The organism is Klebsiella sp. Ech2A, assembly GCF_030078455.1.
Lineage (GTDB): Bacteria > Pseudomonadota > Gammaproteobacteria > Enterobacterales > Enterobacteriaceae > Klebsiella > Klebsiella terrigena.
The window spans coordinates 1-21,493 of record NZ_JAQGFU010000070.1; the positions used below are offsets into that span (position 1 = coordinate 1).

Genomic DNA, 21,493 nt, shown 5'->3' on the forward strand with positions numbered 1-21,493 from the left:
CGCCTTCTGCGCCAATATGCTGCTTAAGCGGAATAACAAACTGCTGCGCGAGGGAGACCTGGCGCAGCGGCGTACCGTTTGACTGGGTTTTCATCTCCGGGGGATGAATTCCGCCGTTGAAATCCCAGACCTTGTCTTTTTTGAACGCGGAAAATAGCTTAAACATGTTGTTCCACAGGAATGATGCGCACCGGAATGGTGTGTAGATCCCACTTCCAGGTTTCAGTGGTCGCCGCAACCGGAACCATCTCTATACACTGCGTCGGGCAGGGCGCGACGCAAAGGTTACAGCCGGTACAGAGGTCGCTCATCACCGTATGCATCGCACGCGTCGCGCCGACGATGGCGTCAACGGGGCAGGCCTGGATGCATTTCGTGCAGCCAATACAGTTCTTTTCGTCGATGACCGCCAGCATACGCGCGGGCTCAGCCTGCTGGGCATCGCCGTCAGCGGGCTGCGGGTCGACGTTCAGCAGGGTGGCAATTTTTAACATCACCGCTTCGCCGCCGGGGGCGCAGCGGTTGATTTTCTCACCCTGCAGGCCTACCGCTTCCGCATAGGGACGGCAGCCGGGGTAGCCGCACTGGCCGCACTGGCTTTGCGGGAGAAGTTCGTCGATCTTTTCAACGACCGGATCGTCCTCCACCTCAAAGCGGCGGGAGGCGTAACCCAAAATTAAGCCGAAAATCAGCCCGAGAAGGCTGATCGCAACGACGGCTATCCAGACAGCGCTCATATTACAACTTCACCAAACCACTAAAGCCCATAAATGCCAGCGACATTAAACCTGCGGTCACCAGCGCAATGGCGTTACCGCGAAACGGCGCCGGGACGTCGGCAACCACCAGACGCTCGCGAATGGCGGCAAACAGCACCATCACCAGAGAGAAGCCGACCGCCGCCGCAAAACCGTACAGCGCGGACTGCAAAAAATTGTGCCCAAGGTTAATATTCAGCAGCGCTACGCCCAGCACGGCGCAGTTGGTGGTGATCAGCGGCAGGAAGATACCCAGCAGGCGGTACAGGGCCGGGCTGGTTTTGCGCACCACCATTTCGGTGAACTGTACGACCACCGCAATGACCAGAATAAAGGCCAGCGTGCGTAAATAGACCAGATTCAGCGGAATAAGAATCCAGGTATCAATCAACCAGGCGCAGATAGAGGCCAGCGTCATCACAAAAGTGGTGGCCAGCCCCATTCCCATGGCGGCTTCCAGTTTTTTGGAAACCCCCATAAACGGACACAGCCCAAGAAACTTCACCAGCACGAAGTTGTTGACGAGGACGGTACCAACAAAGAGCAGTAAATAATCAGCCATCAATTCGACCTGAAACGGAAAAAGCCGCCTATTATCGAATAAAACGATACCGGCGACAACAGGTTAACTGTGGGGTTATTACGGATTAACAAAGGTCCGTTTAACCCGTTCGGAGCGCTTGAAGTAAGGAACCAGCAGCGCGGCAGCAAGAAGCGGGAACAGCAGCTGGCGCAGGGCCAGAACGTCCGATATTGGCGAAAAGGCAAAGGCCTTAATCGCCAGCAGTAGGGAGATCAGCAGCCAGATAATATAGTGCTTCGGCACCACCTTCCGCCGTTTGAAAAAGGCCAGCGTCAGCCACAGGGTGTAGTACCACATGGCGACGGCGAACAGCAGGGATGCGATCCACAGAATAAGATTCCCGGCGCTCATTGCGCTCAGCAAGGAGAACGTTTGGGGCGCCATGAGCGCATTGGCAAAGATAAGCAGCGATAGCGAAGCGCTTAACAGCGCAACCAGTAGCCACGCAAGCGGCCCCAGCAGCCATCCGCCAATTCGTTCTGCAGAGTCAGAGGACATACTTTCTCCCGGATTTAACGCCAGTGAATACCCGTTGAGCGTCAGGCTGTGCGCGCTTGCCTGCGCAAGCGTCTGTACATTCGCGCTGCTCGCCCGGCGGGCCGGCGCTCAACCTGTTCAGGTACGGATCAAAATCAAGGGCGGGAGTATAAGCAACTGGCGTGCTTCAGAACAGTTTTTATTGCACGTAACGCCAGACGGACTTGGGAACCTGGCCAATATCGAACAGTTTACCGCCAGAAACCAGCTCGGCCCGGCGATGGTCAGCGGCGCGGTACATATTAACAATCTCTTCGTTATCGGTCAGGGAGTAGTTAAGGTGGTCAAAAAGCTTTTCCAGACTTTCCAGCGAGCTGATTTTACGAAATTTTAATAAATAGTCCTGAACGGTCATTTGCGTATCCATTTTATAATCGGAATAAATATGAGCCTGTCCCATTAGGTTATTTGATTGGCCATTTTAGCCCAGGGCCGTGCTCGCATCCTCACGCACTTCGCGCGCGCTGCGGTTGCTCCACGCTCCCGGTATCACAAACAGCGGCACCGTTACCCGGCGGGATCGCCTCTAAGTCGAATATTACCAACTTTCAGTAAACCTGCTCTAAACCAGCGGCACCTTATTAATTAACGCTGCCTGGGCGGAATTATTTCGGTTGTAAATACTAAAGACAAGAACTGATTACATTCCTGGTGTAGTAACAAGAAATTTAAGAATATTCTAGCGCTGAATCAGGCGCCGGACGGCGCCTGGAGGAGAAGATTAACGCTGTTGGCCGCGGCTGGCAATAACGTTTTGATACCAAAAATAGCTCTTTTTCCGTTTGCGGGCGAGCCCCTGCTGATGGTCGACAAAAACGAAGCCGTACTGTTTCTGATAGCCGTTCAGCCAGCTCAGCAGATCGATAAATGACCAGGGATAATAGCCGCGCACGTCGGCCCCGGCGTCGATCGCCTTCTCCAGCGCGCTAATGTGGGCGCTGAGGTAGTCGATACGCGGATCGTCGACAATTTCGCCGTCAATAATTGGGTCTTTGGCGCCCAGGCCGTTTTCGGTGATGTAAATCGGAATATCTCCGTAGCGCTCCTTGATCATCATAATGCCGTCCGTTAACCCCTGGGGCCAAATCTCCCAGCCCCATTCGGTATAGGTGCTTTGCGGATTACGCACGAAGTGGAACAGGCCCTCAACACCTGGCTCGCCGCCGCTTAATCCTTCCTGCGGATGGGCTGAAACGGTTTCGCGGCGATAGTAGTTCAGACCGATAAAATCGCTGTGGTTTTCACGCAGCAGCGCGTCATCGCCGGGGGCAAAGCGCGGAACGCCCCACAGCGCCTGGGTTTGCTGCAGCAGCCCTTCGGGATAGGTGCCTTTTAACACCGGATCGTACAGCCAGTGGGTATGGATAGCGTCAGCCAGCTCGGTCGCCTGGCGGTCCTCTTCGCTATCGGTGAGCGGCGTATGCGGCTGCAGAACGTTGACGAAACCAATCTCGCCCATAATACCCATTTCACGAAACGCTTTAATCGCCATCGCGTGGGCCACAAAGACGTGGTGACAGGCCTGAATGGCGCGGGCCGGGTCGCGTACCGCCGGCGGATGGCAGCCGTTAATGTAGCCATGCCCGATAAAAACGATGGTCTCGTTAAAGGTGGCCCACAGCTTGACCCGTGAACCGAAACGCGCGTAGCACAGGCGCGCGTATTCGGCGAAGGCCTCCGCCGTGCTGCGGGCTTCCCAGCCGCCCTCATCCTGCAGCGCCTGCGGCAGATCCCAATGGTAAAGCGTGATCATCGGCTCGATATTGTGCGCCAGCAGCTCGTCGATCAGATCGCTATAAAACTGAACGCCGGCTTCATTGACCTCGCCGCGGCCGCCGGGCAGCAGGCGCGGCCAGGAGATGGAAAAACGGTAGCTCTGCAGGCCCATTTCGGCCATCAGCGCGACGTCTTCGCGAAAGCGGTGGTAGTGGTCGACGGCGACGTCGCCGTTGGTCCCCTGGAAGGTGGCGCCCGGCTGGTGAGAGTAGATGTCCCAGATCGACGGCCCTTTGCCGTCGGCATCGTGGCCGCCCTCAACCTGATAGGCTGCGGTAGCGGCGCCCCAAAGAAAATTTTGCGCAAATGCGGCCATGAGAAAAACTCCTTAGCAAATGATAAGGAGAGTGTAATGAAGGGGTACACAGAGATGCAACCGGTTTCAGAAACCGGTTGCATACTTGCGAAGCGGGTCACTCTTTAGCGTTAACGCTATTTTGTCTGCACAACATTAGCGGGAGGCGGGGATTGGTAGTTATCAATGTGATGCGCGATAACCAAAAGCAGGGCCGAAACGCCAAAAACAACCCAACCTATAAGCTCTACAATTCTGCTGAAAACGGCTGCCATAATTCTGCTAGTGAAAGTTAAAACAGAGCTAAATGTTACTAAATGCCGCAAACAACGCAAGTATTAGCTGGCGAAGCTTTCACGATTGGTGCAAGAGTGAGCGGTCGACAATGCATAAGCAAAGCTAATAGGACATTTGGGTCTTATAGTTATGGTGAACCCCCGAACTTTTCGCCAGAGAGGTTGCAAGATGAGTGACAATATTCGCGTCGCAATAATCGGCTACGGGTACGCCAGTAAAACGTTCCATGCGCCGCTGATCGGCGGTACGCCGGGAATGACGCTTGCCGCGGTGTCGAGTAGCGATGAAGCTAAGGTGCACAACGATTGGCCAACGGTGCCGGTAGTGGCCGAACCCCGCCAGCTGTTAGACGACCCCAACATCGACCTGATTGTGATCCCTACGCCGAACGATACCCACTTTCCGCTGGCAAAAGCCGCGCTGGAGGCGGGAAAGCACGTGGTGGTGGATAAACCTTTTACCGTGACACTGTCACAGGCCCGCGAGCTGGACGCCGTTGCCAGGAGCCGGGGACGGCTGCTGTCGGTGTTCCACAATCGCCGCTGGGACAGCGATTTTTTAACCGTTAAATCGTTGATTAACGAAGGGCTGCTGGGGGAAGTCTGCTATTTCGAATCGCACTTCGACCGCTATCGTCCCCAGATACGCGACCGCTGGCGGGAGTGGGGCGGCCCGGGAAGCGGGATCTGGTTCGATCTTGGCCCCCATCTTCTCGATCAGGCGATCGGTCTGTTTGGCCTGCCGGTCAGCATGACCGTTGATCTCGCCCAACTGCGCCCGGGGGCGCAGTCTACCGACTATTTCCATGCGGTGCTGGTTTACCCGCAGCGCCGGGTGATCCTGCACGCTACTCTGCTGGCGGCGGCGGAAACGGCGCGCTTTATCGTGCACGGATCGCGGGGAAGCTATATCAAATACGGCCTCGACCCGCAGGAAGAGCGGCTAAAAAACGGCGAGCGCCTTCCGCAGGAGGACTGGGGGTACGATATGCGCGATGGCATTCTGACGCGCGTTGACGGGGAGGATCGCAGCGAGGAGAGCTGGCTAACGTTGCCCGGCAACTACCCAGCGTACTATGCTGCCATCCGCGATGCGCTAAACGGGAATGGCGAGAATCCGGTACCGGCGAGTCAGGCTATTCAGATTATGGAGCTGATTGAGCTGGGGATTGAATCAGCAAAGCATCGGGCCACGCTCTGCCTGATTTAACAGGCCCGATTTAAGATGAAACGCCCGGCAGGTTTGCTGCCGGGCAGGAGCCTAGACGCGCTGCACGCGCTGAATCAGCGCCGCTTTTTCCTCTGCGCTGAGGAAGGCGAGCTCCAGGCCGTTGATTTGCGCCTGGCGGATTTGCTCGCGGCTCAGGCCCGCAGCCGGGGCGGCAACGTTATATTCATGAATAATATCGACGCCCTGTACCGCCGGATCGTCGGTGTTAATCGAGGCCAGCACGCCGTGCTCGAGGAAGGTTTTTAACGGATGCTCGGCCAGCGACGCGACGGTGCTGGTCTGAATATTCGAGGTCAGGCAGGATTCAATCCCGATACGCTGCTCGGCTAAAAAGTCCATCAGCGCCGGATCCTGCACCGCCTTCACCCCGTGGCCGATACGCTCGGCGCCCAGCTCACGAATGGCCTGCCAGATGCTTTCCGGGCCAGCGGCTTCTCCGGCGTGGACGGTAATGCGCCAGCCGGCGTCGCGGGCCTGGGTGAAGTGTTGCATAAACAGGGTACCCGGGAAGCCGAGCTCATCACCGGCCAGGTCGAGGGCGGTGATGCCGTCGCGATGGGCAAGCAGCGCGTCAAGCTCCTGCTGGCAGGCGGCCTCGCCGAAGGTGCGACTCATAATACCAATCAGCCGCGCTTCAACGTTAAAATCGCGGCTTCCGTCGCGCACGCCGGCAATGACCGCCTCAACCACGCCGTCGACCGGCAGCTGATGGGTCATCGCCATATAGCGCGGGGAAAAGCGCAGCTCAACGTAATGCAGGCCGTTGCGCGCCGCGTCTTCTACGTTTTCATACGCGACGCGACGGCACGCTTCCAGCGAAGCGAGCACCTTTACGCCCCAGTCAAGCTTGGCAAGGAAGCTCACCAGATCGGGTTCGTTGCTGGTGACCTGGACATGCGGACGAAGGGTATCGAGGGTGGTTGCCGGGAGCGCGATGTTAAACTGGCGGCCAAGATCGAGAATCGTTTGGGCCCGGATATTGCCGTCAAGATGGCGATGAATGTCGGTTAATGGCAAAGCTGAATCAATCATGGTCGCACTCATTTTTTAGTAAAAGTGCACATCATTATACAACAGGGTTATAACTGTTTAAAAGTATTGAAAAAAATCCTGTCTATACAAGCATCTGCCGGCGCTGCGGGAACCGCCGGCCCCGTTTAAGATCCCGCACTGCGATTTTGTCCCCGTCTTTGCCGCGCGTCTATTTATGCCTGCTTATGCCTGCGCGCACGTTTTCAGCAATCGCGGCGCCGGTGAGGGCGTTGACAGCACGCCGGTGACTATGGTTGTATTATACAACTATATGGCCAGGGTGGTTTTATGAATACTGAAATGCAGATCGTCGAAGAGATACGCGTGGCTTCCCGGCAGATGGTGCGGGAGCTCGGATTCATGAACAACACTCTGGCCGCGAGCCCATACTCCCCCTCGATAGTGCATACTCTGCTCGAAGTGCATGCGCATGGCCTGATGACGGCGGCGCAGCTGGTGCAGGTTCTGGGCCTTGAGAAGTCCAGCGTTAGCCGCATGTTGGCAAAACTGGTCCGCGCAAACGAGCTGGAAGAGGTGCCGTCGACGGAGGATGCGAGGGTCAAATACCTGGGCCTGACGGCAAAAGGCCGGGAAACGGTGGCGAAAATTAATCAGTACGGTAGCGAACAGGTGATTGCCGCGCTGAAAAAAATGAATCCCCATCAGCAGCAGACGGTGTCACAAGGGCTTAAACACTACGCCGGCGCCCTGGCCGCCTGTCGTGAAAACAGCGAGATCGCTGCCCGGGATTCGCTTGAAATTATTACCGGCTATCACCCCGGCACCATCGGCCGCATCGTGGAAATGCACGCAACCTACTATGGCAGAGAGCACAATTTCGGCGTTTTCTTTGAATCCAAAGTTGCCGCTGACCTGGCTGATTTTTCGGGCCGTCTGGACAAGGACTGCAATCAGATTTGGCTGGCCGTGTTGAACGGGCGCATCGTCGGCTCTGTGGCGATTGACGGCGAGGACCTTGGCAACGGCGAAGCGCATCTGCGCTGGTTTATCCTTGATGACGGATGCCGCGGCAGCGGCGCGGGCAGAAGGCTTATCGCCGAAGCGATGAGGTTCTGCGAAGAGAGCGGCTTCGGTGCCGTTCAGCTCTGGACCTTCAATAAGCTTGCGGTCGCGCGCCGGCTATATGAATCGTTTGGCTTTATGCTGACCGAAGAGTGGCAGGGCGATCGGTGGGGAAGCCTCCTCATCGAGCAGCAGTTTACCTGCAGGTTGCGCTAATTATTCACGGCTTCTCTGTGTGGGCAGAAAATAATGCTTGCTATCAATGGTTATCTATGCGATCAATAGCAGGTCGGTTTGGTACACAGAACCAATAAAGCGGTTTAGTAAAGCAGTCCTCATCTCAAGCGTTATTCCTAAATAATCCTTTTTTCGAGCCTCCTTATCGTTATTAATTAATTTCTGTGATGCGAACTTTTTCGCCGCAAGGCTTTGAACATTGGGATAATACTTATGTCTGGTAAGATGATTGGTTTAGTAAAATGGTTTAATGAAAGTAAAGGTTTCGGCTTTATTTCTCCAGTAGACGGCAGCAAAGATGTTTTCGTGCATTTTTCTGCGCTGCAGGGTGATGGCTTTAAAACTTTATTTGAAGGGCAGAAGGTCGAGTTCACTATCGAGAGCGGTGCCAAAGGCCCTGCTGCCGGTAATGTCGTTCTGCGCGACTAATTAATTTCGCTTTTTTATGAATCTGCGATAACGATGACGGTGTAATCCCGAGTAGTCAGATTGATAAAAATGCATGCGGTTGAACCAGGTCGGCAGTATCTGCTGGCTTTAATCGATACGGTAGATTGGTTTTTGTCTGAAATTTCAGCAGGCTGAATGCCGTATTATATTGTGCTGTAGCGTGAAGCGTTCTGTGGGCTGATGCAACTTAATCATCACCCTTGAGCTAACGTACGTAAAAGGAGCGACCGCCTCCTGAAACAGGACACTGTTTTACACTGTATAAATTTTTGTATTTCGTACGCCTGCGGGCAAATTAAAAACTAACAACATCCAAAATAATCGCTGATAAAGTAACATGGTTTGATCTGAAGTGATCTTCAGATTTATCGTTAAGAAATAATGACAATGATGTCTTTGTTTTACCAACCATTCGAACAGTGATTTCCGCTGTCATTGAAGGTCAAGAAGAATCTTCAGTTAAATATGGCTAAATGCCCCTGCGGTAGTGAATGTTGTAGCAAATAGAAGGCTAACATCATGACTGACCACATTCATTTCAGGTGCCCATGCTGCCATGGGTCACAGTACAGAACATCAAACTATGATGTATCTGAAAGCAATCCATTCGGTGCAAAATGTATCTTTTGTAAATCCTCGATGATTACATTGGATAATATTGCCCCCTATATTTCGGCAAAAGCCACCGTAGCTGGATTACGCAATTAAGCAAAAGGCCCCGAAAGGGGTCTTTTAACATCTGTGCGACGACGCCAGGTTCCATCACGGCATGATTCAAATGCTCGCGGGGCGCTGGCGCCCGCGCATCTGACGAAGTTCGGTGCGAACCGCAACCGTACTCCAGCCCCGGCCAGCGCCGGGGTTTTGCTATTTTGGTGTTCAGCGTCGGCCGCGCCGCAGAGAGAGTGGGCCAACGGCGGCCTGCCGTCCGCGCTCATAGCAAAATGCTATTAATCATAGTGAATCAGTATTTAATTTTGGCGATGAGATTTTCTATAGTTCCTGGCGCTACTTTTCCTGCAATGACTGGCAGGCTATTTTAAAAAGGACTCCGGGACTATGGTATTCACTCTAAAAAAATTTGCTGTTTCGCTGGCCGTTGCCGGCTCGCTGCTCCTGACCGCCTGCGGCCCCGCGGGAGGGGATCCTAATCATATTAAGGTGGGGATCAGCGCCGGTATTGATCAGCAGGTGTGGTCGGTGGTGCAAAAGGTGGCGAAAGAGAAGTACAACCTCGACGTCGAAGTGGTGACTTTTAACGACTTCGTTCTGCCGAACGAGGCGCTCAATAACGGCGATCTCGATATCAACGCTTTTCAGCATAAGCCGTATCTGGATAAGCAGATTCAGGAGCGCGGCTACAAGCTGGTCGCGGTGGGGAACACCTTCGTCTACCCTATTGCCGCCTATTCTAAGCAGATTACCGCTATCGACCAGCTGCCGGACGGCGCGCAGGTGGCCGTGCCGAACGATCCGACAAACCTTGGTCGTTCGCTGCTTCTGCTGCAAAAGCAGGGGCTGATTACCCTGAAAGAGGGCACCGGCCTGCTGCCGACGGCGCTGGATATCGTCAATAATCCGAAGCGCTTAAAAATTGTTGAGATTGAGGCCCCGCAGCTGACGCGCGCGCTGGACGACAGGCAAATATCTCTCGCGGTTATCAACACCACGTTTTCCAGCCAGGTCGGACTGTCGCCGAGCCGGAACGGGCTATTTGTCGAAGACCGGCACTCGCCGTACGTCAATATTTTTGCCAGCCGCGTCGATAATCAAGACAGCGAGAAGGTGAAAAACCTGGTCAAGGCGTATCAAACCGATGAGGTGGCGGCGGCAGCGGCGGAGCTGTATAAAGGCGACGCGGTGAAGGGCTGGTAATCTCTTTTTCGATATCAGGGCCTGGCCCTGATATCGACTACCGCCTATTTGTTCAGCATCTTATTGTAGACAAAAAAATCCGTATCGCGCACGAAGCCGTTGCGTTCGTACAGCGCCTGCGCCGGGGCGTTGTCGGTCGCGGTACTGAGCATGATAAAGGCGGAATCTGTTTCCGTAGCCAGCTGCTCTGCGCGCTCGATAAGCTTCTGCGCGACGCCGTGCTTACGCGATTTGCCGTCGACGAAGAGATCGTACAGCAGCCAGATTCTTTTCATTTCTAATGAGCAGAACAGCGGATAGAGCTGCGCGAAGCCGGCGGGCTGGCCGTCAACTTCCGCGAAAAAGATAACCGATTCATTCAGCTCTAACCGTTTGACAATAAACTCACGGGCCTGAACCGGCTGGGCTTCTACCTGATAAAAATGACGATAGCCTAGATACAGCGGCAGAATTTTATCGACATCCTGGGGCTGGGCTTGAAATATGTTCATTACGTACCTCACGCTAAAAGTAGGCTAATTGTATTACAAATCTGCTTCAGGTAAACCGCGGGGGAACGGGGGCTGGCCGCTGTACGGCGAGGTTGCCGCGCGCGTGGCGTCTTATTGACGCCCGTTCGCCAGGCAAATTGCCCTGGGAGCGAAAATAAGGCGCGGGAATCGCGATCGAAATCATATCGTAGCCAAAAAATAGCCGCTTATCGTTCCGACCTCGCTGCTTTTTTGGCCGAACGGCAGGCCGGCGGGGCCTGCCGTTTTTACCGGTCTATTTCTGAATCAGGTAGCGGATGGTGGGCCCGTCCTGCTGAATATCCAGTACGGTGTAGCCGTAGTTTTTCGCATCGTGCGGAATATTGTTGATCGACTGCGGGCAATCGCTGACCACTTCGAGAATTTCCCCCTTCTTCAGGGACGGCATCGCTTCAAGCGTCGCGACGGCAGGATAGGGGCAGGGCTCGCCGACCATATCGAGGCGGTAATCTGGAACGATAGTTTTCATGCGGTGTCCTTAGCGCCGGCAAGGGCGGCGGATTTTTGACGGAAAAAGCGTTTTTCCCAGGCAATGACCAGCATCAGGGCGATAAACAGCAGGAGGTAGGTGACCAGCAGGCCGCCGAAAGGACCGAAGGTGGCCAGTAGATTGACCTTATCCCAGCTGGTGGCCAGCGCTGGCGACAGGTCGTCCCAGAAGTAGGCCAGAATGGTTGAACCGATAACGTTGCCCAGCCCGACCCACCAGTAGTGAACCTGGCCTTCGACGGCGCGATACATCCAGCCGGTTTCACAGCCTCCGGCGAGCACGATCCCAAAACCGAACAGCAGACCGCCGATGACCGCATTGGGACCGGCCCACATGATCTTCGGTTCCATTCCGAGCTGCACGTAGCTAAAGATGCCGATTGCGCTGGCGGCCATGCCGAAAATAATGGCTTTGGCCATATAGGTCCGGCCGGTTATCCACATATCGCGAAACGCCGAGGTGAAGCAGATCTGCGCCCGTTCGATAAGCAGGCCAAAACCGACGCCAAAGAGCATGGCCAGCCCCAGCTTCGGCCGGTCGACCGCGGTCAGCAGGCCCCAGGCTATCATGGCGAAAAAGACCAGCATGCCGAGACGAAAACGGCGCCGGGCCTGCTGAGGCTTTTGGGTTAACGGCGAGGCCGCGGAGACTTTCTGCATCCTTACCGGAATGCGAAAAATGGGCAGCAGGGTGAAGCGGGCGCCAAACCAGGTGCCGATAGCGGTGGCGATAGCGAAAAACCAGGCGTGCAGCGAGAACTGGGGGATCCCGGTGAAAAAGGCCGCCAGATTACAGCCCATCGCCAGACGGGCGCCAAAGCCGGCAATAATACCGCCAGCGACGGCCTGGATAATACGGATTCGGCTACGCGGCATGCGCAGCTTAACGTTATTCGCCCACAGCGCGGCGGCAAAACAGCCGCCAAACATGCCAATAATCATCATTCCGTCGATGCGGGTTAACGGCGTCCCCTCAAGATGGATGAGCTTATAGTAGCCCCACTGCTCGCTGTGTACGCCGGCAAGCTGCAGCAGCTGCCCGCCCCAGCGGGTAAATTCGCCGGTAACGGCCCAGAAGGTGCCGGTAATACCAAAGTAATAAGTCGAAAGAATACCTGCGGCAATAACCGCCGGGGCGGGTGCCCAGAATTTAATCAGGTAGGTTTGTTTGAACTGCTGCCATGTCATAGAGAGGCCTCTGAACTCAGAAGGTAAATCACCCCAGCCGGGGGTAAAGAGCAGGGGATAATACGCTGGTGGCCATGACAAAACGCTCGACGGGATCAAAAGACCTATTTTTCCTGCGCATCATTAACGCCTGTGGATAAAGCAAATATGTCAGCCAGGCTACCGTTTTATGACCAAATCATTAACCTTGCCAAGGTGGCTAAAATAGCGAAAGATGACCGCGTTCGGGCCCGAATACTGCTCAATGAGATCCTGAGGGATATATGAGTCAAGACGTTACGTTAAAAATGTTAAAGCCCGATTTTGATATGGAAGTGTCCGGGTTGGTTTATGGCTATCTGTTCCGTGAAGGCAACGCGCCGCGGCAAATATCCTCCAATGAGGTCTGCGCCGAATATCATGAGCTGGCTGGCGAAAATGATTTCGTCTGGCTGCACCTCAACCTGAATCACGCCACTGCCGAAAAATGGCTGATGGCGCATTTTCCCGTCGACGACTTCTTCTTTGAAGAGATCCGCGATGGTTCCCACACCACGCGCATCGAACGCCAGGGTGACAGCCTGTTTGCCGTCCTTAACGACGTGCTGTTTAACCCCAAAGAGACCACCTCTGAAACATCAACCCTGTGGCTCTACTGCAGCCAGAAGCTGGTGGTGACGGCGCGCTATAAGCCGCTGCGCTTTATTGAGTGGATGCTGCCGCGGCTGGCAGCGCTAAAGGTGAACTCCTCTACCGAGCTGCTGGCCTTTTTGCTGGAAGAGCAGGAGGAGGTGCTGGAGCAGGTGGTCCGGCAGGCCAGCCGCCACGTTGATGCCATCGAAGAGCGGCTGCTCAGCAATCACGTTCAGCGCAACCGTGCCGATCTGGCGCGCCTGCGGCGCATGCTGCTGCGCTTTCAGCGTCTGCTGGCGCCGGAACCGGCGGCGATGTTCCGTCTGCTGAATCGCCCTCCGGCATGGATCGATCGCGCGGTGGTGCAGGAGTTTCGCCAGTTCACGGAGGAGTTTACCGTGGTGCTGAACGATTTATCCGGCCTGATCGAGCGCATCAGCCTGCTCCAGGAAGAGATCACCGCCAGGCAAATGGAGCAAAGCAACCGCACGCTGTATACCCTGACGGTGATTACCGTCCTGGCGCTGCCGATTAACATCGTGGCCGGCTTCTTTGGCATGAACGTCGGCGGCATCCCGCTGTCGACCAACCATCATGGCTTCATGTTGCTGGTGCTCATTGTCGGCATCTTTACGGTCGGCGCCGGGTATCTGGCCTTTCGGCGGCGAGACGATCTTTAGGCGTCAGCTATTATTTTCAGTAGAAGACCGCGGCGCCGGCCTGCGCTATCTTATTGCGAGGGATTCTCAATAAGGAGCTATGGAATGACGAAACTCAGCGCACTGCTGGTACCGGGCCTGCTGCTGTTGCTGCTGTCGGGCTGCGCGACCGACGGCGTTAAAAAGCCATTAGCGCAGCCGAAACTGCTGAAAAAGAGCCAGCCGGTCTATCCGATTGTGGCCCACGCCAACCATCTGACGGGCTACGTTCAGGTGGTCTATGATGTCAACGCGCAGGGCAAAGTTGAGGAGCTGCGGATTGTGGACTCGCAGCCCCGCTATCTGTTTGATGAGGCGGTGGTGAGGGCGATGGCGCAGTGGGAGTTTGAAAAGAATAAACCGTACAACAACATGGAGATGCGCTTTCGCTTCAGCTTCGCGCCGGTCAATCCACAGGGCCTGTGAGGGCGCGTGGATGAGCGTTACGCGGCGCCTGGCGTAACGCTTCGTGAAGCGCTACGTCAGCGAACGCAGGGCGGCAATCAGCCCCTGAACCCCTTTCTCAAGCTTGACCCGCGGACACCCGGCGTTGAGGCGCACAAACCCCGCGCCCTCCTCGCCGTAGGTCGAACCCGGCATGATGGCAATCTTTTGCTCGTGGATTAACGCCTGCTGCAGGGCGCTGTCGTCAACCTTGAGCGCCCGCAGGTCAATCCACGCCAGATAGGTCGCCTCCGGCGGCTGCCAGTTCAGCTGCGGGAAAGCCTGATTCAGCTCGCTGGCAATATAGCGCAGATTTTCCTGCAGATAGGCCCGCAGGGCGTCCAGCCAGCCGGCGCCTTCGCGATAGGCGGCAATATGGGCAACCAGCGCCGGGACGCAGGGCGAGGAGAGGCCATCCCGCGATTTCAGCGCGTTGAGGTAGCCCTCGCGGGTAGCCGCGTCGTCAATCAGGCCATAGGCGCCGGTCAGCGCCGGAATATTGAAGCTTTTCGACGCGGAGGTAAACAGCGCCCACGGGCCGCGGGCGACGTCGCACCACGGCGTATGGCGGTGGTTTTCCCAGGTCATATCCATATGGATTTCGTCGCTGATAACCTTGACGCCGTGCTTTTCGCAGAGCCGGGCCATCGTCGCCAGCTCGTCGCGGCTCCACACCTTACCGGTGGGATTATGCGGGCTGCAGAGCAGCAGAATTTTATTGCGCGGCTCGGCCAGCGCCCGCTCCAGCTCGGCCATATCGCAGCGCCACTGGCCGTCGTGAGCGACGAGCGGGACCGGGACCAGCCGACGCTGGTTGCCGGCAATGGTCTTATAGAAAGCATCGTACGCCGGAGTATGCACTACCACGCCGTCGCCCAACTCGGACCACTGGCGGAGGGTTTCTGCCACCATATAAATCACCGATGGCCCGTAGACGATTGCATCGCTGTCGACAGGGCTCTGAAAACGGCTGGCGAACCAGTGGCTAACGGCGCCGAGAAACTCGTCGTTTTTCCAGCGGCTGTAGCCCAGCACGCCGTGGGCCATGCGCCGGCTGACGGCGTCAAGAATGCAGGGCGCGGTGGCAAAATCCATGTCGGAGATGGTAAAGGGCAGCAGGTCGGCGGTGCCGAAGCGGTCGGCGACGTAATCCCACTGCGTACACCAGGTACCGTGGCGATCGACGGGCGTTGAGAAATCAAACATCGGAACTTCCTTTATCTGAAACCCCCTCCTGGTAGGAGGGGGCGCGGCGTTTATGCCTGGACGGTATTCATCAGGACGCTCATCTCATCCTTCACCGACTGGACCTGCGGCCCAATGACCACCTGTAGATTATGCTGATTAAGCTGAACGACGCCAATGGCGCGGTTGGCCTTCAGCGCGGCGGCGTCGACTTTGCTCATGTCGTTAACCGACAGGCGCAGGCGGGTAATGCAGTTATCCAGGGAGGTGATGTTCTCCGCGCCGCCCAGCGCGGCAAGGATCGCCGGCACGTTATAGCCGGACTTGCCGACGCTACCGGCGGTGGCTTTCTCAAAGGCGGCGCTGTTTTCGATATCGCGACCCGGCGTTTTGAGGTTAAAGCGGGTGATGGCGAAGCGGAAGATGCCGTAGTACACCGCGAACCAAACGGCGGCGACCACCGGAACCAGATACCACTTGGTCGAGAGGCCGTGCAGGATGCCGAAGACCACAAAATCAATCACGTTACCGTCGGTATTGCCGATGGTTACCCCGAGCACCGCCATGATGGTGAAGCCGAGGCCGGTCAGCAGGGCGTGGATGAGGTACAGCGCCGGGGCGACGAACAGGAACAGGAACTCCAGCGGCTCGGTGGTGCCGCCAATAACGCAGGCAATCACGCCGGAGATCAGCAGGCCCTTAATTTTGTGGCGATTTTCCGGGCGTGCGCAGTGGTACATGGCCAGCGCCGCGCCCGGCAGGCCGCCGAGGAACGCCGGCATTTTGCCCTGCGAGAGGAAGCGGGTGGCGCTTTCGGAGAAACCGTGGGTTTGCGGACAGCTCAGCTGGGCCTGGAAGATAGTCAGCGCGCCGCTGACGCTGTGGCCGCAGACGTCCATGGTGCCGCCCGCTTCGGTAAAGCGGATCAGCGCCACCAGAATATGCTGCAGGCCGAAGGGCAGCAGCAGACGCTCGCCGGTGCCGAAAATCATCGGACCAAAGTTGCCCGCGCTGTTAATGACGTTGCCCAGGGCGTTGATACCCATCGCAAAGATCGGCCAGACCAGCGGGATGGCGAGGCCAACCAGCCCCATCACCACGGTCGTCGCAATAGGCACAAAGCGGGTGCCGCCGAAGAAGGCCAGCGCATCCGGCAGGCGGATATTGTGAAAACGCTCGTGCAGCATCCAGATAATAATCCCGGCGATCACCGCGCCGAGGATCCCGGTATCGATCGACTGAATGCCGATAACGTTCTGGATATTGTTGGCTTTAAGAATGGCCGCATCGGTGGTCGGCAGAATGCCTTTCGCCGTCAGCCAGAAGTTGACCGCAAGGTTCATTACCGCATAGCCGACGAAGCCGGCAAAGGCGGCGACGCCTTTATTTTCGCGCGCCAGGCCCAGCGGAATGGCGATACAGAACATCACCGGCAGGAAGCTGAAGGCGAAAGAGCCGATCTTGCTCATCCAGACGAACACTGCCTGCAGCAGCGGGGTATTGAGCCACGGCTGGAGGGTGAGTACATCATGGCTGCTCAGGGAGCTGCCGATGCCCAGCATGATCCCGCAGAATGAGAGCAGGGCCACGGGTAGCATAAAGGTTTTCCCTAACTGCTGGAAAAATTCCCACAACGTAATTTTTGGGGCTGTTTTCGCCGTCATAACACGAATCCTGCTGCTGAGGTTATTGGTAGAATGTAACGTCATGGGAAGATAAAACGTTTTACCAATTTTTAGTGCGATAAAAATCACATAATCACGCGATAATAACGTTTATAAAGGTCACTCATTGATAAAACGTTTTATCGACAGCCAAAGGGAGTCGGTTGCAGGCATGGCTATCGCAAGAAAGATCACCATTAACGATGTGGCCCTGGCCGCGGGCGTTTCGGTCAGCACGGTGTCGCTGGTGCTGAGCGGCAAAGGCCGCATTTCTTCCGCCACCGGCGAACGCGTCAATCAGGCCATTGAGCACCTGGGCTTTGTCCGCAACCGCCAGGCGGCCTCGCTGCGCGGCGGGCAGAGCGACGTGATTGGTCTCATCGTCAGCGACCTCTCGAAGCCCTTCTACGCGGAGCTTACCGCGGGGCTGACGGACGCTCTCGAATCCGCAGGCAAGATGGTCTTCCTCACCCAGGGCGGGCGCCGGGGAGAAAAAATGCTCCAGCGTTTTGAAACCCTGGTTTCGCAAGGGGTCGACGGGGTGATTATTGCCGGCGCTATCGACAAGGGCGGCGAGCTGCGCGACCGGGCGGCAGAGGTCGGCATGCCGCTGGTGTTTGCCTCCCGGGCCAGCTACCTCGAGGATATTGATTTAATCCGCCCGGATAATATGCAGGCCGCGCAGATGGTCACCGAACATCTTATTCGCCGCGGGCATCAGCGTATTGCCTGGCTGGGCGGGCAAAGCTCGTCGTTAACCCGCGCCGAGCGGGTGGGCGGCTACTGCGCGACGCTGCTGAAGTATGGCCTGCCGTTTCATAGCGAATGGGTGGTGGAGTGCGAGTCGAGCCAGAAGCTGGCGGCGGAGGCGATGGCTTCACTGCTGCGGCAAAATCCGACCATCACCGCGGTACTGTGCTACAACAGCGTGATCGCCACCGGCGCGTGGTTTGGCCTGATGCGGGCAGGGCGCCAGAGCGGCGAAGACAGCGTGGAAAGCTATTTTGAGCAGCGCATTGCGCTGGCGGCGTTCGCCGAAGTACCGGAGGCCGCGCTGGATGACGTGCCCTTAACCTGGGTGACCACGCCGGCGCGAGAGATGGGCAAAAGCCTCGCCGGGTGTATTCTGCGTCGTCTTGAAAAGGGGCCGGAGTCCGCGCGCAACCAAATCATGCCGCCGCGGCTGGTGACCAGAAAATAGCCCTCCGCAGAGGGCTATTTCGCGTCTTACTGCTGAGGCGTCACCGGCGGGACCAGCTCTTCCGGCTCCGCGCTCTGCGGGGCGGCTTCAGGCGCCGCAGGCACCGACAGGCCGAACATTCCGGCGAACTCATCCAGCGGCATTTTCTGTCCGTTCAGGGTGACCTGGCCTTCGGCATACTGCAGGCTGGAGGTGATGGCGTTATTCTCCATGGCGGTGATGCGGAACATCTGTCCCATCGCCGCCAGGCCTTTGACCTGCTGATCCGCAAGCTTCGCCGCGTCAGCCGGCTGATAGCCTTCGAGACCCGCAATCTGGGTCATAAATTCGGTCGCCATCTCTACCGGAACGACCAGCTTGCCGTCCAGAGACTTCACGCTGCGGTCAATCTCGTCGGCCAGGGTTTGCGCCGGCGCGGTAACCACGGTTGGATCTTTCAGCAAAATTGAGAGATTAAAGGTGCTTTCGCCCTTCGCGTTGCGCCAGCTCAGCGGGGCGATGGTCAGCGACGGGCTGCCCTTCAGCAGCACCGGCAGCGCCTTAAAGAAGGTCTCGGTCAGCGCCTGCTGGTAAAGCTCCGGATTCTGCGCCAGCTCCGGCTTCGCCATCAGCGACTGCGCTTCGCTATTGTACTGCTGGCTAAACTGGTGCCACGCCTGGCCGTCGAGATTATCCAGCTTCACGGTCAGCTTGCCGCTGCCCAGATCCTTGTTCTGCAGCTTGAGGCTGTTAACGGTGTAATCAAGCTGGCTGTTGATGCCCTTGCCGTCTTCGGTCAGCGTCGATTTGCCGTCGATATTCATCCCTTCCAGCAGGGCCAGCTCTTTGCCTTCGACGCCAATCGCCAGCTTCTCAAGAGACACTTTTTGCTTGCCGATGCGCTCGTTAAAGCTGGTCATCTCGGTGGCGCCGTCGGTTTTCAGATTGCTGAAGTTCAGCTGTACTTTCTGGTTGTACTCGTTGACCGCGTTGATCTGGCCGCTGCCCGCTTCACCGGTCAGCGCGATCGCCTTGCCGTCACGATCGGCATTGAGCTGGAACTGACCGCCGCTAAAGGTAACCTTTTCGTCGCCTTTGCTGTAATCCAGGGGCTTCAGATCGATAGCCGACCGGCTGTCGCCGCTGTAGGCAATCAGGGTGTCGATGGTAAACGGCGTGCTGCCTTTAGCGATATCAAACAGCGCCTTACTGGCTTCGTTGTTGACCAGCGTGGTTTTGACCGACGCCATCGACGGGCCAAAGTGCCCGCTCTTCAGCGCCGCCAGCGGGAACGGCCCGTGGCTGACGACTTCGTCAAAAACCAGGGGCTGTCCGGCAGCGAGCCAGCTGCTCTCTTTGCCCGCGGCCGGCTTCACAACCAGCTGCAGGTGGCTGCTGAACAGGCCGCGCTGATAGTTCTGCCAGCCCAGCTCCAGCCCGGCTTCCGGAGCGCTGTTTTGTAGCTGAGCATTCGCCTGCTGTACCACCTCGGCGATCCGGCTTTCCAGCTGCTTGCCCGTATACCAGGAGCCTCCGGTCCAGACCACGCCCAGGGCCACGATAATTCCTGCTGCGACCAGCGATTTCTTCATAGTATTTGTCCATAAATAAAACCAGGCGCAAGAAGCCGCCTGGTTGTGCTGTCATGATGGGTCAAAGTCTAGCAAGAGCGGCTAAAAACTTCAGTAACTTACTGGAGCTTATTGAAGACGCGCGCCAGGCGGCCGCTGCCGCTCACCGTGACCGGCGATTCATCGCTGGCAATAAACGCCGACTCGCCGGGCTTCAGGGTCAGAGCCTGCTCGCCTTTGCGGACCGTCGCTTCGCCTTCGACGCAGAAAATAATCGCGGCGCTCTGCTGGGCGAGGGTGGACTCCTGTGCCGACAGCGCGTGCAGGGAGAAGGCAAAGTCATCGACCGGGATCGGGAAGTCCAGCTCGTTGCCGTGCTGCTGCGGCTGCGTCAACAGCTCGGCGGCCGGTTTGGCTTCGAACTTAACGTTGGCAACCAGCTCCGGAATATCGATGTACTTCGGCGTCAGGCCGGCGCGCAGCACGTTATCCGAGTTGGCCATCACTTCCAGCGCCACGCCCTGCAGGTACGCGTGCGGCGTTTCCGCAAACAGGAACATGGCATCGCCAGGGTTCAGCTTGACCACGTTGAGCAGCAGAGGAGAGAACAGGCCGCTATCGTCCGGATAGAACTCGGCGATCAGGCGAATGGTCTGCCAGGGTTCGCCCTGTTCGGCGTCGAGCGCCGACTGCAGGACGCTTAAGGCGTGAGATTTTTCCTCGCCCTGCATATTCAGCAGGCTGGCGAACAGCTGGCTTAAGCGTTCAGCATCCGGGCTGCTGAGAAACTCGCCGATCGCCGGATGGGCGCTGGCAACCGGCTGCAGAAGCGCGGCGATTTCCGCAAATTCGCGGAAGGCGTTCATGGCGAGGAACGGCGTCAGGGCAAAAACCAGCTCCGGCTTGTGGTTCGGATCCTTGTAGTTGCGCTCTGCGGCAGCAAGTGGGATCCCGGCGGCATTCTCTTTGGCAAAGCCAATTTCAGAGGCCTGCTTATTCGGGTGCACCTGAATCGACAGCGGCTGGGCGGCGCACAGCACTTTGAACAGGAACGGCAGCTCGCCGAAGCGCTCGGCGACCTTGCTGCCGAGCAGGCTGGCTTTATCGCTCTCGATAAATTCGCGCAGCGAGCGCGGGCTGCCGCCGGCATCGAGGATCTGTGAACTACTTTTCGGGTGCGCGCCCATCCACAGCTCCGCCATCGGCAGATTGTTGGGGTTAGCAATTCCATAAAGTTCGGTTAATGCGGTGTGACTTCCCCAGGCATAGTTCTGTACTGAGTTAATGAGCTTCTGCATTCTCAATCCCTGTTTCCACTTGATAGTAATCGCTCTATTAAACCAGTAAACGCCTGAGAATCAACTGCAGAAAGAAAAAGTCGACCTTGTCTCAGTTTTTGTTAAAAAATTGTGTAAAATCGATCGACTCGCTTTTCTACAGGCAAATGGAGTGTCTGCCTGAAATATAATCAGCCAAGCAGTAAGTGAGAGCACAATGTCGAATAAACCGTTTGTTTATCAGGATCCTTTTCCCCTCAAAAAGGATGACACCGAGTATTATCTCCTCAGCAGTGACCACGTCTCCGTTAGCGAATTCGCCGGTCAGGAAGTCCTTAAAGTTGAACCCCAGGCGCTAACCCTGCTGGCCCAGCACGCCTTCCACGACGCCTCCTTTATGCTGCGTCCGGCGCATCAGCAGCAGGTGGCTGATATCCTCAGCGACCCGGAAGCCAGCGAAAACGACAAATACGTCGCCCTGCAGTTCCTGCGTAACTCCGATATCGCCGCTAAGGGCATTCTGCCGACCTGCCAGGACACCGGCACCGCCCTAATTACCGGC

General features: G+C 56.8%; 24 protein-coding genes. 9 read left to right on the plus strand and 15 right to left on the minus strand.

Annotation, left to right across the window (positions count from 1 at the left end; genetic code table 11):
- The 7 genes from PFH44_RS14170 to blr form a co-directional block, all read right to left on the minus strand.
- The coding region (locus tag PFH44_RS14170; RefSeq protein WP_283825308.1) for a hypothetical protein at positions 1-166 on the minus strand (166 nt) is incomplete at its 3' end.
- Positions 159-737, minus strand: a complete 579-nt coding sequence (gene rsxB, locus PFH44_RS14175) for an electron transport complex subunit RsxB (RefSeq protein WP_045858534.1) — start codon at positions 735-737, stop codon at positions 159-161. The genes PFH44_RS14170 and rsxB, both read right to left, overlap by 8 nt.
- Position 738: 1 nt before the next feature.
- Positions 739-1,320, minus strand: coding sequence for an electron transport complex subunit RsxA (rsxA, locus tag PFH44_RS14180; protein ID WP_045858533.1), 582 nt, complete (start codon positions 1,318-1,320; stop codon positions 739-741).
- Positions 1,321-1,398: 78 nt separating this feature from the next.
- Positions 1,399-1,839, minus strand: a complete 441-nt coding sequence (locus PFH44_RS14185; protein ID WP_045858531.1) for a DUF2569 domain-containing protein — start codon at positions 1,837-1,839, stop codon at positions 1,399-1,401.
- A 178-nt stretch (positions 1,840-2,017) separates the two neighbouring features.
- Entirely contained in the window at positions 2,018-2,233 is a 216-nt protein-coding gene (gene ydgT, locus PFH44_RS14190; protein ID WP_041147653.1) for a transcription modulator YdgT, read from the minus strand.
- Positions 2,234-2,599: 366 nt separating this feature from the next.
- Positions 2,600-3,970, minus strand: coding sequence for a GH1 family beta-glucosidase (locus PFH44_RS14195; protein ID WP_045858529.1), 1,371 nt, complete (start codon positions 3,968-3,970; stop codon positions 2,600-2,602).
- A 116-nt stretch (positions 3,971-4,086) separates the two neighbouring features.
- Positions 4,087-4,224: a division septum protein Blr gene (gene blr, locus PFH44_RS14200; protein WP_072051871.1), complete on the minus strand. Its 138-nt coding sequence runs from the start codon at positions 4,222-4,224 to the stop codon at positions 4,087-4,089.
- A gap of 190 nt (positions 4,225-4,414) precedes the next feature.
- On the opposite strand from blr, the gene PFH44_RS14205 reads away from it, so the two are divergent.
- Entirely contained in the window at positions 4,415-5,455 is a 1,041-nt protein-coding gene (locus PFH44_RS14205; protein ID WP_283825297.1) for an oxidoreductase, read from the plus strand.
- Positions 5,456-5,506: 51 nt separating this feature from the next.
- Here the strand turns inward: PFH44_RS14205 and add are convergent, their stop codons facing one another.
- A complete protein-coding gene (gene add / locus PFH44_RS14210; RefSeq protein ID WP_045858525.1) occupies positions 5,507-6,508 on the minus strand; it encodes an adenosine deaminase in 1,002 nt (333 codons plus the stop codon).
- A gap of 288 nt (positions 6,509-6,796) precedes the next feature.
- Here add and PFH44_RS14215 point away from each other — a divergent pair, with 288 nt between their 5' ends.
- The 4 genes from PFH44_RS14215 to metQ all read left to right on the plus strand — a co-directional run bounded on the left by PFH44_RS14215 (position 6,797) and on the right by metQ (position 10,093).
- Positions 6,797-7,747, plus strand: a complete 951-nt coding sequence (locus tag PFH44_RS14215; protein ID WP_283825298.1) for a bifunctional helix-turn-helix transcriptional regulator/GNAT family N-acetyltransferase — start codon at positions 6,797-6,799, stop codon at positions 7,745-7,747.
- Positions 7,748-7,981: 234 nt separating this feature from the next.
- The gene (gene cspA, locus PFH44_RS14220) at positions 7,982-8,197 is read left to right on the plus strand and encodes an RNA chaperone/antiterminator CspA (RefSeq protein WP_076946813.1); all 216 of its coding nucleotides are present in this window, start codon (positions 7,982-7,984) and stop codon (positions 8,195-8,197) included.
- Positions 8,198-8,737: 540 nt separating this feature from the next.
- Complete coding sequence (gene ymcF, locus PFH44_RS14225) at positions 8,738-8,926, plus strand: cold shock small protein YmcF (protein WP_283825299.1); 189 nt, start codon at positions 8,738-8,740, stop codon at positions 8,924-8,926.
- 351 nt (positions 8,927-9,277) lie between these two features.
- Positions 9,278-10,093, plus strand: a complete 816-nt coding sequence (gene metQ, locus PFH44_RS14230) for a methionine ABC transporter substrate-binding lipoprotein MetQ (protein WP_283825300.1) — start codon at positions 9,278-9,280, stop codon at positions 10,091-10,093.
- A 44-nt stretch (positions 10,094-10,137) separates the two neighbouring features.
- Here metQ and PFH44_RS14235 read toward each other — a convergent pair whose 3' ends face one another.
- The 3 genes from PFH44_RS14235 to yedE form a co-directional block, all read right to left on the minus strand.
- The gene (locus tag PFH44_RS14235; protein WP_283825301.1) at positions 10,138-10,584 is read right to left on the minus strand and encodes a GNAT family N-acetyltransferase; all 447 of its coding nucleotides are present in this window, start codon (positions 10,582-10,584) and stop codon (positions 10,138-10,140) included.
- Positions 10,585-10,858: 274 nt separating this feature from the next.
- Entirely contained in the window at positions 10,859-11,092 is a 234-nt protein-coding gene (yedF, locus tag PFH44_RS14240) for a sulfurtransferase-like selenium metabolism protein YedF (protein ID WP_041145813.1), read from the minus strand.
- On the minus strand, positions 11,089-12,300 hold the full coding sequence (gene yedE / locus PFH44_RS14245) for a selenium metabolism membrane protein YedE/FdhT (RefSeq protein ID WP_045858518.1): 1,212 nt from the start codon (positions 12,298-12,300) through the stop codon (positions 11,089-11,091). Before yedE ends, yedF begins: the two co-directional genes overlap by 4 nt.
- Before the next feature lie 263 nt (positions 12,301-12,563).
- Between yedE and PFH44_RS14250 the strand changes: the two genes are divergently transcribed.
- On the plus strand, positions 12,564-13,592 hold the full coding sequence (locus tag PFH44_RS14250) for a CorA family divalent cation transporter (protein ID WP_045858516.1): 1,029 nt from the start codon (positions 12,564-12,566) through the stop codon (positions 13,590-13,592).
- An 84-nt stretch (positions 13,593-13,676) separates the two neighbouring features.
- Positions 13,677-14,036: a TonB family protein gene (locus PFH44_RS14255; RefSeq protein ID WP_283825302.1), complete on the plus strand. Its 360-nt coding sequence runs from the start codon at positions 13,677-13,679 to the stop codon at positions 14,034-14,036.
- Positions 14,037-14,087: 51 nt separating this feature from the next.
- Here the strand turns inward: PFH44_RS14255 and PFH44_RS14260 are convergent, their stop codons facing one another.
- Positions 14,088-15,260, minus strand: a complete 1,173-nt coding sequence (locus PFH44_RS14260; RefSeq protein WP_283825303.1) for a MalY/PatB family protein — start codon at positions 15,258-15,260, stop codon at positions 14,088-14,090.
- A gap of 50 nt (positions 15,261-15,310) precedes the next feature.
- Positions 15,311-16,903, minus strand: coding sequence for a maltose/glucose-specific PTS transporter subunit IIBC (malX, locus tag PFH44_RS14265; RefSeq protein WP_283825304.1), 1,593 nt, complete (start codon positions 16,901-16,903; stop codon positions 15,311-15,313).
- A 172-nt stretch (positions 16,904-17,075) separates the two neighbouring features.
- Here malX and PFH44_RS14270 point away from each other — a divergent pair, with 172 nt between their 5' ends.
- The gene (locus PFH44_RS14270; RefSeq protein WP_045858510.1) at positions 17,076-18,104 is read left to right on the plus strand and encodes a Mal regulon transcriptional regulator MalI; all 1,029 of its coding nucleotides are present in this window, start codon (positions 17,076-17,078) and stop codon (positions 18,102-18,104) included.
- A gap of 26 nt (positions 18,105-18,130) precedes the next feature.
- On the opposite strand, the gene PFH44_RS14275 is transcribed toward PFH44_RS14270, so the two are convergent.
- Together PFH44_RS14275 and manA are read right to left on the minus strand one after the other, a co-directional pair.
- Positions 18,131-19,675 carry a YdgA family protein gene (locus tag PFH44_RS14275; protein WP_283825305.1) on the minus strand — a complete coding sequence of 515 codons (1,545 nt, stop codon included), beginning with the start codon at positions 19,673-19,675 and terminating at the stop codon, positions 18,131-18,133.
- Positions 19,676-19,773: 98 nt separating this feature from the next.
- Positions 19,774-20,952, minus strand: a complete 1,179-nt coding sequence (manA, locus tag PFH44_RS14280) for a mannose-6-phosphate isomerase (protein WP_283825306.1) — start codon at positions 20,950-20,952, stop codon at positions 19,774-19,776.
- A gap of 196 nt (positions 20,953-21,148) precedes the next feature.
- Here manA and PFH44_RS14285 point away from each other — a divergent pair.
- A partial coding sequence (locus PFH44_RS14285; protein ID WP_283825307.1) for a fumarate hydratase occupies positions 21,149-21,493 on the plus strand: 345 nt, incomplete at its 3' end.

Coding starts and splice junctions, on each gene's coding strand:
- rsxB (WP_045858534.1), bottom strand. CDS start 737: ATGAGCGCTGTCTGGATAGCCGTCGTTGCGATCAGCCTTCTCGGGCTG.
- rsxA (WP_045858533.1), bottom strand. CDS start 1,320: ATGGCTGATTATTTACTGCTCTTTGTTGGTACCGTCCTCGTCAACAAC.
- PFH44_RS14185 (WP_045858531.1), bottom strand. CDS start 1,839: ATGTCCTCTGACTCTGCAGAACGAATTGGCGGATGGCTGCTGGGGCCG.
- ydgT (WP_041147653.1), bottom strand. CDS start 2,233: ATGACCGTTCAGGACTATTTATTAAAATTTCGTAAAATCAGCTCGCTG.
- PFH44_RS14195 (WP_045858529.1), bottom strand. CDS start 3,970: ATGGCCGCATTTGCGCAAAATTTTCTTTGGGGCGCCGCTACCGCAGCC.
- blr (WP_072051871.1), bottom strand. CDS start 4,224: ATGGCAGCCGTTTTCAGCAGAATTGTAGAGCTTATAGGTTGGGTTGTT.
- PFH44_RS14205 (WP_283825297.1), top strand. CDS start 4,415: ATGAGTGACAATATTCGCGTCGCAATAATCGGCTACGGGTACGCCAGT.
- add (WP_045858525.1), bottom strand. CDS start 6,508: ATGATTGATTCAGCTTTGCCATTAACCGACATTCATCGCCATCTTGAC.
- PFH44_RS14215 (WP_283825298.1), top strand. CDS start 6,797: ATGAATACTGAAATGCAGATCGTCGAAGAGATACGCGTGGCTTCCCGG.
- cspA (WP_076946813.1), top strand. CDS start 7,982: ATGTCTGGTAAGATGATTGGTTTAGTAAAATGGTTTAATGAAAGTAAA.
- ymcF (WP_283825299.1), top strand. CDS start 8,738: ATGACTGACCACATTCATTTCAGGTGCCCATGCTGCCATGGGTCACAG.
- metQ (WP_283825300.1), top strand. CDS start 9,278: ATGGTATTCACTCTAAAAAAATTTGCTGTTTCGCTGGCCGTTGCCGGC.
- PFH44_RS14235 (WP_283825301.1), bottom strand. CDS start 10,584: ATGAACATATTTCAAGCCCAGCCCCAGGATGTCGATAAAATTCTGCCG.
- yedF (WP_041145813.1), bottom strand. CDS start 11,092: ATGAAAACTATCGTTCCAGATTACCGCCTCGATATGGTCGGCGAGCCC.
- yedE (WP_045858518.1), bottom strand. CDS start 12,300: ATGACATGGCAGCAGTTCAAACAAACCTACCTGATTAAATTCTGGGCA.
- PFH44_RS14250 (WP_045858516.1), top strand. CDS start 12,564: ATGAGTCAAGACGTTACGTTAAAAATGTTAAAGCCCGATTTTGATATG.
- PFH44_RS14255 (WP_283825302.1), top strand. CDS start 13,677: ATGACGAAACTCAGCGCACTGCTGGTACCGGGCCTGCTGCTGTTGCTG.
- PFH44_RS14260 (WP_283825303.1), bottom strand. CDS start 15,260: ATGTTTGATTTCTCAACGCCCGTCGATCGCCACGGTACCTGGTGTACG.
- malX (WP_283825304.1), bottom strand. CDS start 16,903: ATGACGGCGAAAACAGCCCCAAAAATTACGTTGTGGGAATTTTTCCAG.
- PFH44_RS14270 (WP_045858510.1), top strand. CDS start 17,076: ATGGCTATCGCAAGAAAGATCACCATTAACGATGTGGCCCTGGCCGCG.
- PFH44_RS14275 (WP_283825305.1), bottom strand. CDS start 19,675: ATGAAGAAATCGCTGGTCGCAGCAGGAATTATCGTGGCCCTGGGCGTG.
- manA (WP_283825306.1), bottom strand. CDS start 20,952: ATGCAGAAGCTCATTAACTCAGTACAGAACTATGCCTGGGGAAGTCAC.